Annotated in this window: 7 protein-coding genes; 6 read left to right on the forward strand and 1 reads right to left on the reverse strand. The window is 55.4% G+C overall.

Annotation, left to right across the window (positions count from 1 at the left end):
- Positions 1–83 precede the first annotated feature (83 nt).
- Positions 84–1,277, reverse strand: a complete 1,194-nt coding sequence (locus MKX63_RS13995; protein WP_341017769.1) for a glycosyltransferase — start codon at positions 1,275–1,277, stop codon at positions 84–86.
- Positions 1,278–1,456: 179 nt separating this feature from the next.
- On the opposite strand from MKX63_RS13995, the gene MKX63_RS14000 reads away from it, so the two are divergent.
- From MKX63_RS14000 to MKX63_RS14025, 6 genes are all read left to right on the forward strand, one after another.
- Positions 1,457–2,581 carry a glycosyltransferase family 2 protein gene (locus tag MKX63_RS14000; RefSeq protein ID WP_341017770.1) on the forward strand — a complete coding sequence of 375 codons (1,125 nt, stop codon included), beginning with the start codon at positions 1,457–1,459 and terminating at the stop codon, positions 2,579–2,581.
- Positions 2,578–3,831 (forward strand): glycosyltransferase family 2 protein, encoded by a 1,254-nt coding sequence (locus MKX63_RS14005; RefSeq protein ID WP_341017771.1) that lies wholly within the window; start codon positions 2,578–2,580, stop codon positions 3,829–3,831. The genes MKX63_RS14000 and MKX63_RS14005 overlap by 4 nt, the downstream gene beginning before the upstream one ends.
- Before the next feature lie 31 nt (positions 3,832–3,862).
- Entirely contained in the window at positions 3,863–4,636 is a 774-nt protein-coding gene (locus MKX63_RS14010; protein ID WP_341017773.1) for a hypothetical protein, read from the forward strand.
- Positions 4,637–4,654: 18 nt separating this feature from the next.
- Entirely contained in the window at positions 4,655–5,722 is a 1,068-nt protein-coding gene (locus MKX63_RS14015; RefSeq protein WP_341017774.1) for a sugar phosphate nucleotidyltransferase, read from the forward strand.
- Positions 5,723–5,911: 189 nt separating this feature from the next.
- The gene (locus MKX63_RS14020) at positions 5,912–7,618 is read left to right on the forward strand and encodes a glycosyltransferase (RefSeq protein ID WP_341017775.1); all 1,707 of its coding nucleotides are present in this window, start codon (positions 5,912–5,914) and stop codon (positions 7,616–7,618) included.
- 1,147 nt (positions 7,619–8,765) lie between these two features.
- Positions 8,766–16,922, forward strand: a complete 8,157-nt coding sequence (locus tag MKX63_RS14025) for a hypothetical protein (protein WP_341017777.1) — start codon at positions 8,766–8,768, stop codon at positions 16,920–16,922.
- Positions 16,923–16,969 lie beyond the last annotated feature (47 nt).

The following is a 16,969-nucleotide window of genomic DNA, read 5'->3' on the forward strand; positions in this document are numbered from 1 at the left end:
GCTTTCGGTTTTGCCATCTGTATGGGCATAGTCTATGTATATTCAGGTAATGCCCAAACATCAATCAAATTTATCAAAGGCAATTACAATAGCTGGTGCAAATAGATTGGCGGATCAGTCAATTTGGAACGGCAGAGGCAGAAATGCGGATTGGACTGCAGGAGTTCATATTGCCGGAATACCATTGGATTAATATAGTTACCGGCTTGCACCAAATTGGCAGTCGACTCCCACCCTTCTCTGTTTAGAACAAAGGGGAGAGACGGAGGGTCGCCTATTGCAGAATGTCTGACAAACTCAGATAATCCTTCCAGCTCCTCTGTCTGCGGAGAGCGGTGGATAGCCGCGGGCTGAATCAGCACGATAGCACACTCAGAATGAGTGTGCAGCACATTCAGAAACGGAGTGAGAGAGCCTTGAAGGAAGGGGATTTCCGGATCGTGCAGCATTACAAATTTCCCGCGTGCCATATCCGCCACCTTAAAGAGGTCTTTCCCTGAAGATACCGGTTTATGATGATAGTGAAAGCTGCGGTGCTGAATTCCATAGTGGCGCGCTACATCCTCTGTATCATCTTCCGAGGCATCGTCCAGGACGCAGACCTCGATTAATCCGGCATCATCGGTTTGTGCATAGATGGACTCCAGGCAGCGCCGCAGCCCGCCAGCTTGATTGCGTACCGCCAAGCATATGGACAATAGAGGTTCCTCTCTCCTATTCTCCAGCAGTTCCCGGGCTTCTGTTTCGCTGTTCACCCGGACCCATTCTCCGCTCGAAGGCTCGTAAATCCGGCGGAATTCAGCCGGATTACCTGCGACTACGCAATAATCCGGTATATCCCGCATAACAACGCTCCCCGCTCCGACTACACACCCTTTGCCAATTTTCACATTGCCTAAGATAGATGAATGTGCACCGATCCATGAGCCTTCACCGATTACTAACTTAGAAAGGTTATTGTCCTCCTTTTCCCATATTTGTCTGGCATCGCTTATAAACACATGGGGTCCTGTGATTACACCTGGCTTCAGTTCCACCCTGTTCACAGCGTGAATGGTCAAGAAGCGGTTGCAATCACAGCGGTCTCCGATAACGATTCTGAGAGAACTCTCTCCGGCAGAAGGTACAGTGATATCCAACCGGTAGCCCTCCCTAACCATTACGCCGGTGCCGAAGGCTGTCTGTTCCGGCAATGACATTACCCCGTTTGAAGCAATCCTGCAGTCCTTGCCATAGCTGTAGAAACGATAATAGAGCGAGGGGGGGATGTACTTCATATGATCCTCCTTCAATCAGGTGAGATAAGTACACATGGCGATGAATCTGTACTAGCTTATGAACCGGAATAGAAATCATGCGGGCAAATCCGTTTGAATGATCCAGCAAGGCCGACATATACATATACGAGAAATCCGGTAAATCCGATTTTCAGAATATGCAAGAAGGAGGAGAAGACTTGCCGACTATTAGTTTGTGTATGATTGTCCGCAATGAAGAGAAGAGCCTGGGCAGATGTCTGGCATCGGTTGCGGACATAGTGGATGAGATCGTTATCGTGGATACCGGCTCCACAGATCGCACTAAGGAAATTGCAGCCAGCTTTGGTGCCCGTATTTATGACTTTGAGTGGACTTACAACTTCGCAGCCGCACGTAATTACTCATTCAGCCTGGGAACCAGTGAGTATCTTCTATGGCTTGACGCAGATGATGTCATTGAAGAGGCAGACAGGGTCCGTTTCAAGGCTTTAAAGACCTCTTTGTCTTCAGAATACCATTCGGTGGCCATGAGCTATATTCTGCTTACTGATTCCGATGGTAAGCCGTTAGGGATCTTAAGACGAAACCGTCTGCTCAGACGCGATTGCCATTTCCAATGGACAGGTGCTGTTCATGAATATATTGAGGTTACGCCGCCCACGCTGGAGAGCGATGTATGTATTACGCACAAAAAAGACAAAGAATACACCGAACGGAATCTGGATATTTACCGGAAGATGAAGTCTGCTGGAGAGGAATTCTCACCAAGAGACCAGTTATATTTCGCCAATGAGCTATTTGATCATGGTTACTATCATGAGGCGCTGGAGAACTATAAGATCTTCCTGGCAGATGGCAAAGGTACGCCACAGGAGCATATTCAAGCATATACGAGGATGGCGGACAGCTACGGGGCGCTCGGGGAGAAAGCGGACCAGTTGCTGTCTCTGAGCCACACCTTCGATTACGATATTCCACAAGCGGAAAACTGCTGCAAAATGGGCTATTATTTTATGGATTTAGAGCAGTATGAACAGGCAATTTACTGGTTCGAGCTTGCGGTATCGTTGCCGAGAAGAGATGACCTGGGATTAGCGGATGTTTCTTCCCGGACCTGGCTGCCTCATCTGCAGCTCTGTGTCTGTTATGACAAGGTTGGGCAACACAGACATGCTGACTATTGCAATGAGATTTCACTTGCACAATACGCTATCAATCCCAGCGCCCAATATAACCGGGATTACTATACTAAATTTCTGGGTGACAAGCATGTACAAATAGACGGCCCCAAGCTTAAAGAACGAGAGGAGTTAGCCCCATGAAGACGAGCATCGTTATTCTCACGCTAAATCAGCTTCCCTTAACCATTCAATGTCTGGAGAGCATCAAGCGCGGAACTCCGGAAGAGCATGAGATTATTATCGTCGACAATGCTTCTACTGATGGAACCGCACAGTACCTTAAGACTCATTACAAAGAGCTAAAAGTGATTGAAAACAAAGAAAATCTGGGCTTTGCCAAGGGCTGCAACCAAGGGATTGCAGTAGCAGAAGGAGATTCGATATTATTCCTGAACAATGACACCGTAGTCCCGCCTGGATGGCTAACGCCTATGCTAAAGGCACTTTACAGCGACAGTTCGGTCGGTATGTCGGGTCCCGTGACCAACTACATCAGCGGACATCAGCGTATTCCTGTGACCTACAGTGATGTGAAGGATATGGAGCAATTTGCACAGGATTACTGTGAAACGAAACGCGGATCGGTAGTAGAGGTGCGTCGTCTGATTGGCTTTTGCCTGCTGGTTAAGCGCAGTGTCTTGAATGAAATTGGTTGGTTTGATGAACGCTACGGGCTTGGAAATTACGAAGATGATGATCTGTGTCTCCGGGCGATACAGCACGGCTATAAGCTGCTTATCGCAGAGGATTCATATATCCACCATATCGGTCATGCCAGTATGGGGCAGAATCCTTCCTTCGATTTGCCGACGCTTTTGCAGAAGAACAAGAAAGAGGCTTTTCAGAAATGGGGAGCGGATATTCATTCGTTAATTTATACTCCTCCCACACGCCTGTGCGCGGGTATTATTTCATCCGGCAATGAAGCTGCCCTGAAGGATACGCTGGCTTCTTTTGCAGATGTGGCTGAACAGATCATTGTGATTAACCTCTCAGGGAAAGAGAACATTACCGAAACCGCCGCCCGCTATACCTTACAGGTCTATTCAGTTAAGGGTGAGCTAAGCATGAGAGATTGCCGCGAATGGATTACCCGTATGTCGGTAGAGCCCTATATTCTCTGGCTTCAGGAAGGCGATACACTAACGGCAGATGAACGCCGGAGATTCATGGGACTTAAGCTCTCGTTATTCCACGAATATCAGGTTGTAGCTCTCAGAGGTGCGGGCGGGGCCCGTTATATGACAAGGCAAGCTGGAGAGAGAATTTATCCGGAGAATATCGAAATTCCGCGCCTGACCACTTTTTTTGGTTATTCCAGCGGAATTACTATCAGCAGATCTGAGCATGCAGATCATGAGGCAGTCGCGGCAATATCCTCAGATATTTAGCACATCACGCCAATTAGAACGGAGGTAAGTTATGGAACGGGATTTGGTTACTATCGCTATATTGGCTAAGGAGAAAGCTCATGTACTTCCGCTCTATCTAGAATTGATTGAGAGGCAGACGTATCCGGCCTCCCGGATCAATCTGTATATTCGTACCAACAACAATAAAGACCGCACCAAAGAAATTCTCGAAGAATGGGTGGAGCGGGTAGGAGAAAGATATCATGAGGTTCATTTTGATGCCAGCGATGTGGAGGAAAATGTACAGGATTTTGCTCCGCATGAATGGACTTATCTCCGTCTAAGAGTGTTGGCCAGGTTACGGCAGGAATCTGTCGAATGGGCCAAAGCAAGAAATTCTCATTATTTTGTTCCGGACTGCGATAACTTCATTGCATCCGATACGCTCGAAAGCCTGCTTTCCACTAATCTTCCGGTAATAGGTCCTTTGCTTACGGTCGCGGAGTCACCATTAAGTTATTATTCCAATTTTCACAACGTGGCAGATGAATTCGGTTATTTCAAACCATCTGATTTGTATTTTCAGTATTTGTATCAGGGGGTAAAGGGGCTGCTACAGGTCGATGTTATTCATTGCACTTATCTGATGCGGCACGAAATTCTGGATCAAGTCCAGTACGAGGACGGCAGCGGCCGTTTTGAGTATGTCATTGTAAGCGATGGTTTGAGAAAAGCGGGAATCCCGCAATATCTGGACAACCGCAAGAAGTATGGGATGTTAACCTTCTGTGATACAGAAGAACAATTTCTGGCGGTTGGACTTACAGCGGACAATTTCGATTAGGAGAACGGAGTTGACAATATGAAGCTGGTACTTCTATCCGGTGGTTCCGGCACACGCCTGTGGCCACTCTCCGGCAGTATCCGAAGCAAACAGTTCCTGCAGGTACTGCCTGCTCCAGATGGTGGCCGCGAATCGATGCTCCAACGGATTTGGCGGCAGTTGACTGCTTCAGGTCTTAACCAAGAAGCATATATTGCCACTTCCAGAGGGCAGGAAACACTGATTCGGAAGCAGCTTGGTGAAGCGACGCCACCGGTTATCATTGAACCGCGGCGCCGAGATACATTTCCTGCAGTATGTCTGGCTTCGGCTTATCTATATTCTGTGGAGAAGGCTTCCTTGGATGAGACGGTTATCGTCCTGCCGGTAGACGCTTATGTGGGTGATGATTTCTTCTGCAAGCTTACAGAACTGGATTATGCGCTCCGTCACTCCGAAGCTGAGATTGCGTTGCTTGGGGCTAAGCCAAGAGAACCTTCAGAGAAATACGGATATATCGTTCCGGTGAATTCTTCAGAATCTTCTGCCCAGGTACATGAGAACCAAACGTATATGCAGGTGGATTCCTTCGTGGAGAAGCCAGACAGGAAGCTGGCGGAAGCCCTTCTGGGGCGGCAAGCGATGTGGAATTGCGGAATCTTTGCCTTTCGTCTATGTGACCTTCTGAACCGGCTGGAGTCATCGGGCTTTACGACAGATTATACGGAATTACAGAACCAATATCACAGCCTGCCCAAGAGCAGCTTCGATTATGAGGTATTGGAGAGAAACAGCCGCCTGATCTGTGTACCTTATCTGAATACCTGGAAGGATCTAGGCACCTGGAATACTCTCTCTGAAGAACTCGCAGCTACCGTTCTTGGGCGGGGCCAGATCAGTGCTAATTCAATGAACTGTCAGATTGTCAATGAGCTTGATATTCCTGTGATGCTAGTGGGTCTTGATGATGTGATTGTTGCAGCTGGTCCGGCAGGAATTCTGATTACCCGCAAAGATGCTGCGGATCAACTGAAGCATCTGCTTCCTGCAACGGACAAGGAGAGTATTCAATGCAGCGGATTAAATCAGCCTAATACTTATCCTTAGGCTGTCCGACTTTATCCGACATCGTTCTATCCTGACGAAAGACATCATAAGTTAGAGAGGTGATGTCAATCTGAATTCACATCCACCTGTCCGGTCCATTCATGAGGTCCGGTACATCCATCAGGAAAGGAGGCAGCTCCAGCATGACAGTAAGCAACGAAGGCGAACGTCCCTCTAATCTCCTTGTGCATGATTGTCAGAGATGAGGAGCCATGGATCGCGCGCAGCCTGTTGAGTGTGCGGGAGGCTGTGGATGAGATGATTGTCGTGGATACAGGTTCTCATGACAGAACAATGGATATCGCTCATGACCTCGGTGCCAAGGTTCTCCAATTCCCCTGGACGGAGAGCTTCGCAGAGGCCCGCAATTACAGTCTTCGGCATGCGACTGGCGACTGGTTGCTATGGATGGATGCCGATGAAGAAATTGCACTTGCCGATGCCCCGAAGCTTAGGGAGGTAAGCAGTATCAGGAACAGCAGACTTGCCTCTCTCGAAACCATTCATTTCAATAGCGCATTCCGGCCCAAACCGCATGAGGCTTACAGACTGTCCCAATGCCGTCTATTCCGCAATGGGGAAGGGTTTCATTTCACCGGCGGTATCCATGAACAGTTAAGCTTGTCGGGGCTGCATGACGGTAAGGATTCCGACACACCATTCCTGCTGCCGCTCAGGCTGTTCCATTACGGCTACCTGCAGTCCGTAACATCCATTAAATCCAAACATGGACGTAATCTGAAGCTGCTCCAGCAATCCATTGCAGATGAACCGAATCCCGATCCGTGGACTCTTTATCATATTGCGGGTGAATATCAACGGATTGGGGATTATGCTAATGCCTTCCGGCAGGCAAATCTGGCTATTGCCGCATCGCTGGGTCAGCGGAAGCTGCCGCCTTCCCTCTTTTACAAGCTTAAGTATGGTTGCTTACTGGCATCGGGCAGCTTCAGGGAGAGCTGGCCCGGTATCGACAAGGCGACCAGTCTCTACCCGGATTATGTGGATCTGCATCTATACAAAGGATGCATTCTTATGCATATCGGGCAAGTGGAAGCTGCAATCTCCGCTTTCGAGCATTGTCTGTCCCTAGGAGAGAATGCTCTTCATCATATGGTTCTTAGAGGTGCGGGAACCTTCTATCCCTGCTATTACCTGGGCAATTGCTATGAAATGCTCGGAGAGCCTGGCGATGCCGCTGCCTGGTACTCCAGAGCGCTGGAGTATTCGCCTGCACTGGCTGAAGCTGCGGTTAAGCTATCTCAGCTGAGGGTAGGAATGCAAGGGACGGATGGGCATCCTTCTGGCAATCGTTGTGCCTCTAATCATCCTCTTCTGAAGAAGACCTGTCCTTCATCTGCAGCTTTGGAGCGAAATAAATGGTCCGTTGTAGTGCTGATAAGCAGCGAAGATGGCCCGCGCTCAGCTCTGATTAATTGGGCTCAGAAGTGGAAGCTGCTCGCTGATGAGTGGATCATTATCGATGCGGGAATGGGAAAGGACGCCAGGGGGCTTGCTGAAGAACTGGAAGCACAGATCCTTCATTTCACTAATGGCGAGGGTGCATTTCAGTTCTGGGATAATATACAGGAGGTGCTCACAACTCCTTATGTGCTGTGGTTGAATCCATATGATGAGGTTTGTGGAAAAGATCTTGATGCACTGGGAAGCCTCAAGCAATCACTGATCAGCCGTAAAACTATGATCTCTTTTAATCTATGCTTGCAGGAAGAGGGAATAGACCAGAAGCACTGGATGGTTCAGAGGAATCGTCTGGCTCACCGCGAGACAGTGCTTAGCTGTAATCCAGTCAGCGGAGAATTTGTGTCTGTGCCTGGAAGTATGAATGAGATCAGTTCTGTTATTGTTCAGAACAGACTGTTATCCATGAGATGAAGATTATAAACATAGTGTCAGAAAGGGGAAAAGGAATATGGGAATTGGAATAACAGGACCAACAGGCCCAACCGGGGCGCCGGGGAAAAAAGGAACTGACGGAGCTAACGGGGGGAACGGTTTTGATGGAACTACGGGAGCACCGGGAGGTCCGGGACCAGCCGGAACTACGGGAGCACCGGGAGGTCCGGGACCAGCCGGAACTACGGGATTACCAGGAGGTCCGGGACCAGCGGGAACTACGGGGTTACCAGGAGGTCCGGGACCAGCGGGAACTACGGGGTTACCAGGAGGTGTGGGACCAGCCGGGACTACGGGGTTACCAGGAGGTGTGGGACCAGCCGGGACTACGGGATTCCCAGGAGGTTCGGGGCCAGCGGGAACTACGGGATTCCCAGGAGGTGTAGGACCAGCGGGAACTACGGGGGCACCAGGAGGTGTGGGACCAGCGGGAACTACGGGGTTCCCAGGAGGTGTGGGACCAGCGGGAACTACGGGGTTACCAGGAGGTCCGGGAGCAGCGGGAACTACGGGGGCACCAGGAAGTCCGGGAAGTCCGGGAGCAACTGGTTCCATTTCAGCTATTTTTGGAACATTCTTGAGCAATAGCAGTACAGTAGCTTCCGCTGCTAACACGCCAATTGGGAGTTTCCAAAGAGCTAATTCAGATCCCGGTGAGTCTATAGGACTTTCTGGAGGTAGTACCTTTTCTCTGCCAGGCGGCCATATGTACTACATCTCATATCAAGCATCTATAAGATATACAGCAACAACTGCTCCTGGCCTTGCACTTTACTATGAGGGATCGCTAGATAATTCATCCATTTTTTATTCGGGTGCAATTGGTGATCCGACTAGATTGATTAGTCCGGTGTCAGTTGTCCGAATTATAGATGCAACGAATGGACCGATTACTGATCTGCAGGTAGTGCTTCGAGACCAAGGTACGTCTACAGCAACCAATGTGCAAACTGTCGCACAAGCATTCCAATATGCTGCTGTCACTATTTTTGCCCTAAATTAATTTAAATGACTACTTATTATTAAATTTGAAACGGATACCTTCCTTAGAACCGAAGTGTATTCGTTTCTTAATTCTCTTACGGTAAAAGATATATCCATCATCATTGCGAGGAGTTGAAAGCATATGGGGGTTGGACCTACAGGACCTAGAGGAACAACAGGACCTCCAGGGACTACAGGGCCTCAAGGTACCACCGGACCAGTAGGACCGGGTGCTCAAGGTCCGAGAGGGTCAACAGGACCGGGAGGGAGAACAGGGACTACAGGCTCGATAGGAACCACTGGACCGTCGGGTGCAGTGGGCACGACAGGGTTAGATGGTCCGGTCGGAACAACAGGGTTAGATGGCCCGGTGGGCACGACAGGGTTAGATGGTCCAGTCGGAACGACAGGGTTAGAGGGTCCGGTGGGCACGACAGGGTTAGATGGTCCGGTCGGCACGACGGGACTGGATGGTCCAGTAGGCACGACGGGACTCGACGGTCCAGTAGGAACGACAGGGTTAGATGGTCCGGTGGGCACGACGGGACTGGAAGGTCCGGTGGGCACGACGGGACTTGACGGTCCAGTCGGCACGACGGGGTTAGATGGTCCGGTGGGCACGACGGGACTGGACGGTCCGGTGGGCACGACAGGTCTAGATGGTCCGGTGGGCACGACGGGACTGGACGGTCCGGTGGGCACGACAGGTCTAGATGGTCCAGTGGGCACAACAGGGTTAGATGGTCCAGTCGGCACGACGGGTCTGGATGGTCCAGTAGGCACGACGGGACTGGATGGCCCGGTGGGCACGACGGGACTGGATGGTCCAGTAGGCACGACGGGACTTGACGGTCCAGTGGGCACGACGGGTTTAGATGGTCCAGTAGGAACGACGGGTCTGGACGGTCCAGTGGGCACGACAGGGTTAGATGGTCCAGTAGGAACGACGGGACTGGATGGTCCAGTGGGCACGACGGGACTGGACGGTCCAGTGGGCACAACAGGGTTAGATGGTCCAGTGGGCACGACGGGTCTGGACGGTCCAATCGGCACGACAGGACTCGACGGTCCAGTGGGCACGACGGGACTCGACGGTCCAGTGGGCACGACGGGACTCGACGGTCCGGTGGGCACGACGGGACTGGATGGCCCGGTGGGCACGACGGGTTTAGATGGTCCAGTGGGCACGACGGGACTCGACGGTCCAGTAGGAACGACAGGTCTGGATGGTCCTGTGGGAACGACGGGACTCGACGGTCCAGTGGGCACGACGGGACTCGACGGTCCGGTGGGCACGACGGGACTGGATGGCCCGGTGGGCACGACGGGTTTAGATGGTCCAGTGGGCACGACGGGACTCGACGGTCCAGTAGGAACGACAGGTCTGGATGGTCCTGTGGGAACGACGGGACTGGATGGTCCAGTCGGCACGACGGGACTGGATGGCCCGGTGGGCACGACAGGACTGGATGGTCCGGTGGGCACGACGGGACTCGACGGTCCAGTGGGCACGACAGGACTGGATGGTCCGGTAGGAACGACAGGACTGGATGGTCCGGTGGGCACGACGGGACTGGATGGTCCAGTGGGCACGACAGGACTGGATGGTCCGGTAGGAACGACAGGACTGGATGGTCCGGTGGGCACGACGGGACTGGATGGTCCGGTCGGAACGACAGGTCTGGACGGTCCGGTGGGCACGACAGGGTTAGATGGTCCAGTGGGCACGACAGGACTGGATGGTCCGGTGGGAACAACAGGACTGGATGGTCCTGTGGGAACGACGGGACTGGATGGTCCAGTAGGCACGACGGGACTGGATGGCCCGGTGGGCACGACGGGACTGGATGGTCCGGTAGGAACGACTGGACTCGACGGTCCGGTGGGCACGACGGGGTTAGATGGTCCAGTGGGCACAACAGGACTGGACGGTCCGGTAGGCACGACGGGACTCGACGGTCCAGTAGGCACGACGGGACTGGATGGCCCGGTGGGCACGACAGGACTGGATGGTCCGGTGGGCACGACGGGACTCGACGGTCCAGTCGGAACGACAGGTCTGGACGGTCCAGTAGGCACAACAGGGTTAGATGGTCCAGTGGGCACGACGGGACTGGATGGCCCGGTGGGCACGACAGGACTGGATGGTCCGGTGGGCACGACGGGACTCGACGGTCCAGTCGGAACGACAGGTCTGGACGGTCCAGTAGGCACAACAGGGTTAGATGGTCCAGTGGGCACGACGGGACTGGATGGTCCAGTAGGCACGACGGGACTGGATGGTCCAGTAGGCACGACGGGACTGGATGGCCCGGTGGGCACGACGGGACTGGATGGCCCGGTGGGCACGACGGGACTGGATGGTCCGGTAGGAACGACGGGACTCGACGGTCCGGTGGGCACGACGGGGTTAGATGGTCCAGTGGGCACAACAGGACTGGATGGTCCGGTAGGAACGACTGGACTCGACGGTCCGGTGGGCACGACGGGGTTAGATGGTCCAGTGGGCACAACAGGACTGGACGGTCCGGTAGGCACGACGGGACTCGACGGTCCAGTAGGCACGACAGGTCTGGACGGTCCAGTCGGAACGACGGGACTCGACGGTCCAGTAGGCACGACGGGACTGGATGGCCCGGTGGGCACGACAGGACTGGATGGTCCGGTGGGCACGACGGGACTCGACGGTCCAGTCGGAACAACAGGTTTAGACGGTCCAGTGGGCACGACAGGTCTGGACGGTCCGGTGGGCACGACGGGACTCGACGGTCCGGTGGGCACGACGGGACTCGACGGTCCAGTCGGAACGACAGGTCTGGATGGTCCAGTCGGAACAACAGGACTCGACGGTCCAGTGGGCACAACAGGTTTGGATGGTCCGGTCGGCACAACAGGTCTAGACGGTCCGGTGGGCACGACGGGACTCGACGGTCCGGTAGGAACGACAGGTCTGGATGGTCCAGTCGGAACAACAGGTTTAGACGGTCCAGTGGGCACGACAGGTCTGGACGGTCCGGTGGGCACGACGGGACTTGACGGTCCAGTGGGCACGACAGGTCTGGACGGTCCGGTGGGCACGACAGGTCTGGACGGTCCGGTGGGCACGACAGGTTTAGACGGTCCGGTAGGAACGACAGGACTGGATGGTCCAGTCGGAACAACAGGACTGGATGGTCCAGTCGGAACGACAGGACTGGATGGTCCAGTCGGAACAACAGGTTTAGACGGCCCAGTCGGAACAACAGGACTCGACGGTCCGGTGGGAACAACAGGTTTAGACGGTCCGGTCGGAACGACAGGACTGGATGGCCCAGTCGGAACAACAGGTTTAGACGGCCCAGTCGGAACAACAGGACTCGACGGTCCGGTGGGAACAACAGGACTAGACGGTCCAGTCGGAACAACAGGACTGGATGGCCCGGTGGGCACGACAGGTTTAGATGGTCCAGTCGGAACAACAGGACTGGATGGCCCGGTGGGCACGACAGGTTTAGATGGTCCAGTCGGAACAACAGGACTGGATGGCCCGGTGGGCACGACAGGTTTAGATGGTCCAGTCGGTACGACGGGACTCGACGGTCCAGTGGGCACGACAGGTTTAGATGGTCCAGTCGGAACGACGGGACTCGATGGTCCGGTAGGAACGACAGGACTCGACGGTCCAGTGGGCACAACAGGATTAGACGGTCCAGTGGGCACGACAGGGTTAGATGGTCCGGTAGGAACAACAGGGTTAGACGGTCCGGTGGGCACGACAGGTCTCGACGGTCCGGTGGGCACGACAGGTCTTGACGGTCCAGTCGGAACGACGGGTCTGGATGGTCCGGTGGGCACGACAGGGTTAGATGGTCCGGTAGGAACAACAGGGTTAGACGGTCCGGTGGGCACGACAGGTCTGGATGGTCCGGTGGGCACGACGGGACTGGAGGGTCCAATGGGCACGACAGGTCTGGACGGTCCGGTGGGTACGACAGGACTGGATGGCCCAGTGGGCACAACGGGACTGGACGGTCCAGTCGGAACAACAGGACTGGATGGCCCGGTGGGCACGACAGGTTTAGATGGTCCAGTCGGAACAACAGGACTGGATGGCCCGGTGGGCACGACAGGGTTAGATGGTCCAGTCGGAACGACAGGACTGGATGGTCCAGTCGGAACAACAGGACTCGACGGTCCGGTGGGAACAACAGGTTTAGACGGTCCGGTCGGAACGACAGGACTGGATGGCCCAGTCGGAACAACAGGTTTAGACGGCCCAGTCGGAACAACAGGACTCGACGGTCCGGTGGGAACAACAGGACTAGACGGTCCAGTCGGAACAACAGGACTGGATGGTCCGGTGGGCACAACGGGACTGGATGGACCAGTAGGCACGACGGGACTGGATGGTCCGGTGGGCACGACGGGACTGGATGGACCGGTAGGAACGACGGGGCTGGACGGCCCGGTGGGCACGACGGGACTGGATGGCCCAGTGGGGACAACAGGACTGGATGGCCCGGTGGGCACAACGGGACTGGATGGCCCAGTGGGAACGACAGGTCTGGACGGTCCGGTGGGCACAACAGGACTGGATGGTCCGGTGGGCACAACAGGGTTAGATGGTCCGGTGGGCACGACGGGTGTAGACGGCCCAGTCGGAACAACAGGACTGGACGGTCCGGTGGGCACAACAGGTCTGGACGGTCCGGTAGGAACGACGGGATTGGACGGTCCAGTCGGAACAACAGGCCTGGATGGACCGGTAGGCACGACGGGTCTAGACGGTCCAGTGGGGACAACAGGTTTAGATGGTCCGGTGGGCACGACGGGACTGGATGGACCGGTAGGCACGACGGGTCTAGACGGTCCAGTGGGCACAACAGGACTCGACGGTCCGGTGGGCACAACAGGACTGGATGGACCAGTGGGGACAACAGGTTTAGACGGTCCAGTAGGAACGACGGGACTGGACGGCCCGGTGGGCACGACTGGACTGGATGGCCCAGTGGGAACGACAGGTCTGGACGGTCCAGTGGGCACAACAGGGTTAGATGGTCTAGTCGGTACGACAGGTTTAGACGGTCCGGTGGGAACGACGGGACTGGACGGTCCAGTAGGTACAACGGGACTCGACGGTCCAGTGGGGACGACAGGTCTGGATGGTCCGGTGGGCACAACAGGTCTGGACGGTCCGGTGGGAACGACGGGACTGGATGGTCCGGTCGGTACAACGGGACTGGATGGTCCAGTGGGAACGACAGGTCTGGACGGTCCGGTGGGCACAACAGGACTGGATGGTCCGGTGGGCACAACAGGGTTAGACGGTCCAGTGGGCACAACAGGTCTAGATGGACCAGTAGGAACGACGGGACTCGACGGCCCGGTAGGAACAACAGGTCTAGACGGTCCGGTGGGCACAACAGGACTCGACGGCCCGGTGGGGACAACAGGACTGGATGGCCCAGTGGGAACGACGGGACTGGATGGTCCGGTCGGTACAACGGGACTGGATGGTCCAGTAGGTACAACGGGACTGGATGGTCCAGTCGGCACGACGGGTCTGGATGGTCCAGTCGGCACAACAGGTTTAGACGGACCGGTGGGCACGACGGGACTGGACGGCCCGGTGGGCACAACAGGGTTAGATGGTCCGGTAGGAACGACGGGTCTGGACGGTCCGGTGGGCACGACGGGACTGGACGGACCGGTAGGCACGACGGGACTCGACGGTCCAGTGGGCACGACGGGACTGGATGGCCCAGTGGGAACGACAGGTCTAGACGGTCCAGTGGGCACAACAGGTTTAGACGGTCCGGTGGGCACGACGGGACTGGATGGTCCAGTGGGCACAACGGGTCTGGATGGCCCGGTGGGCACGACAGGTCTAGACGGTCCAGTGGGCACGACAGGTCTAGACGGTCCAGTGGGCACGACAGGTCTAGACGGTCCAGTGGGCACGACAGGTCTAGACGGTCCAGTGGGCACGACGGGACTGGATGGCCCAGTGGGAACAACGGGTCTGGACGGTCCAGTCGGCACGACAGGTCTAGACGGTCCGGTTGGTACAACAGGTTTAGATGGTCCAGTGGGCACAACAGGTTTAGACGGTCCAGTAGGAACGACGGGACTCGACGGACCGGTGGGCACAACGGGACTCGACGGTCCAGTGGGCACAACAGGTTTGGATGGCCCGGTGGGCACAACAGGTTTAGACGGTCCGGTGGGCACAACAGGACTGGACGGTCCAGTGGGCACGACAGGTCTAGATGGACCAGTAGGAACGACGGGACTCGACGGCCCGGTGGGCACAACGGGACTCGACGGTCCAGTGGGCACAACAGGTTTGGATGGCCCGGTGGGCACGACAGGGTTAGACGGTCCGGTGGGCACAACAGGACTGGACGGTCCAGTGGGCACGACAGGGTTAGACGGTCCGGTGGGCACGACAGGTCTAGACGGTCCAGTGGGCACGACGGGTCTGGATGGCCCGGTGGGCACGACAGGACTCGACGGTCCAGTGGGCACAACAGGATTAGACGGTCCGGTGGGCACGACGGGACTGGATGGTCCAGTGGGCACAACGGGTCTGGATGGCCCGGTGGGCACGACAGGTCTAGACGGTCCAGTGGGCACGACAGGTCTAGACGGTCCAGTGGGCACGACAGGTCTAGACGGTCCAGTGGGCACGACAGGTCTAGACGGTCCAGTGGCCATGACAGGTCTAGACGGTCCAGTGGGCACGACGGGACTGGATGGTCCGGTGGGCACGACGGGACTGGATGGCCCGGTGGGCACGACGGGACTGGATGGCCCGGTGGGCACGACGGGACTGGATGGTCCAGTGGGCACAACGGGACTGGATGGTCCGGTGGGCACGACAGGTCTAGACGGTCCAGTGGGCACGACAGGTTTAGACGGTCCAGTGGGCACGACAGGACTCGACGGTCCGGTGGGCACGACGGGACTGGATGGTCCGGTGGGCACGACGGGACTGGATGGCCCGGTGGGCACGACGGGACTGGATGGCCCGGTGGGCACAACAGGTTTAGACGGTCCAGTAGGAACGACGGGACTCGACGGTCCAGTGGGCACAACAGGGTTCGATGGTCCAGTAGGTACAACAGGACTGGATGGTCCGGTGGGCACGACAGGTCTAGACGGTCCAGTGGGCACAACAGGTTTAGACGGCCCGGTGGGTACGACAGGTTTGGACGGACCGGTGGGTACGACAGGTCTGGACGGTCCGGTCGGAACGACGGGACTGGATGGTCCAGTGGGAACGACGGGACTCGATGGTCCAGTGGGAACGACGGGACTTGATGGTCCGGTCGGTACAACGGGACTGGATGGTCCAGTAGGCACAACAGGGTTCGATGGTCCGGTGGGCACGACGGGTGTAGATGGACCGGTAGGAACGACGGGACTGGACGGTCCGATCGGCACGACGGGAATCACAGGTTCAACAGGACTCACCGGGTTAACAGGGGCTACGGGTACGACGGGTCCTCCAGGGGCTACGGGATTAAGTATTGTCGAAACAGGAGAGACAGGTGCAACAGGACTAACAGGGCCAACAGGAACTACAGGGGCTACTGGACCAACAGGAACAACAGGACCACAGGGGAAAAAGGGAATTGACGGCGCAAATGGAAATAACGGCGATGACGGTCGAACAGGAGCTACGGGATATACCGGTCTAACCGGAGCGACTGGATTCACAGGTCCAACCGGCATTACCGGATTATCAGGCCCGACAGGAACCACCGGGTATGCAGGCCCAACAGGGACGACCGGGCTGGCAGGTCCAGTTGGAGCTACGGGATATACAGGTGCTACAGGACCTACCGGGATTGGGATAGTGGGCCCGACGGGTTCCATGTCCCGAAGCTATGCACAATTTGCTTTTTATGAACCCGTGGCTGTAGCAACCAGTGATCATTTTCCTATTCCTCATTTCACTTACGTTAATACATCCAGCAGTGGTGATGCTATAGGTCCGGATAGTACGGATACAGATGCATTTGTTGTCCAAAGCGGAAGCTATCTAATCATGTATCAGGCCAATATTCAGTCTAGTGATATCAGACCGGCTGGTCTGGAACTTTTATTAGACGGCATGCCGGAATCTTTGTCTCAAATTGCCGCTCCAATGAACAACGTTGCTTCTATAGTACATGGAACCTATATCCTTGAAGCGGATGAACCCACAACAATCCAACTAGCCCTTATGTATGAGGGAACTTCTGTAACCAGTAGAGCCACAGGAATGCCTAATGCGTTTTTCGCGGCTAAAGTTACAATAGTTCTACTTGGTTAAAGTAACAATAAATATGAATATGAATTTGATTATGTAATCTAAGCGTT

The organism is Paenibacillus sp. FSL R7-0179 (assembly GCF_038002265.1).
Lineage (GTDB): Bacteria > Bacillota > Bacilli > Paenibacillales > Paenibacillaceae > Paenibacillus_AQ.

Excerpts from the sequence above, each read along its gene's own strand:
- MKX63_RS13995 (WP_341017769.1), bottom strand. The coding sequence starts at position 1,277 with ATGAAGTACATCCCCCCCTCGCTCTATTATCGTTTCTACAGCTATGGC.
- MKX63_RS14005 (WP_341017771.1), top strand. The coding sequence starts at position 2,578 with ATGAAGACGAGCATCGTTATTCTCACGCTAAATCAGCTTCCCTTAACC.
- MKX63_RS14010 (WP_341017773.1), top strand. The coding sequence starts at position 3,863 with ATGGAACGGGATTTGGTTACTATCGCTATATTGGCTAAGGAGAAAGCT.
- MKX63_RS14015 (WP_341017774.1), top strand. The coding sequence starts at position 4,655 with ATGAAGCTGGTACTTCTATCCGGTGGTTCCGGCACACGCCTGTGGCCA.
- MKX63_RS14020 (WP_341017775.1), top strand. The coding sequence starts at position 5,912 with ATGATTGTCAGAGATGAGGAGCCATGGATCGCGCGCAGCCTGTTGAGT.
- MKX63_RS14025 (WP_341017777.1), top strand. The coding sequence starts at position 8,766 with ATGGGGGTTGGACCTACAGGACCTAGAGGAACAACAGGACCTCCAGGG.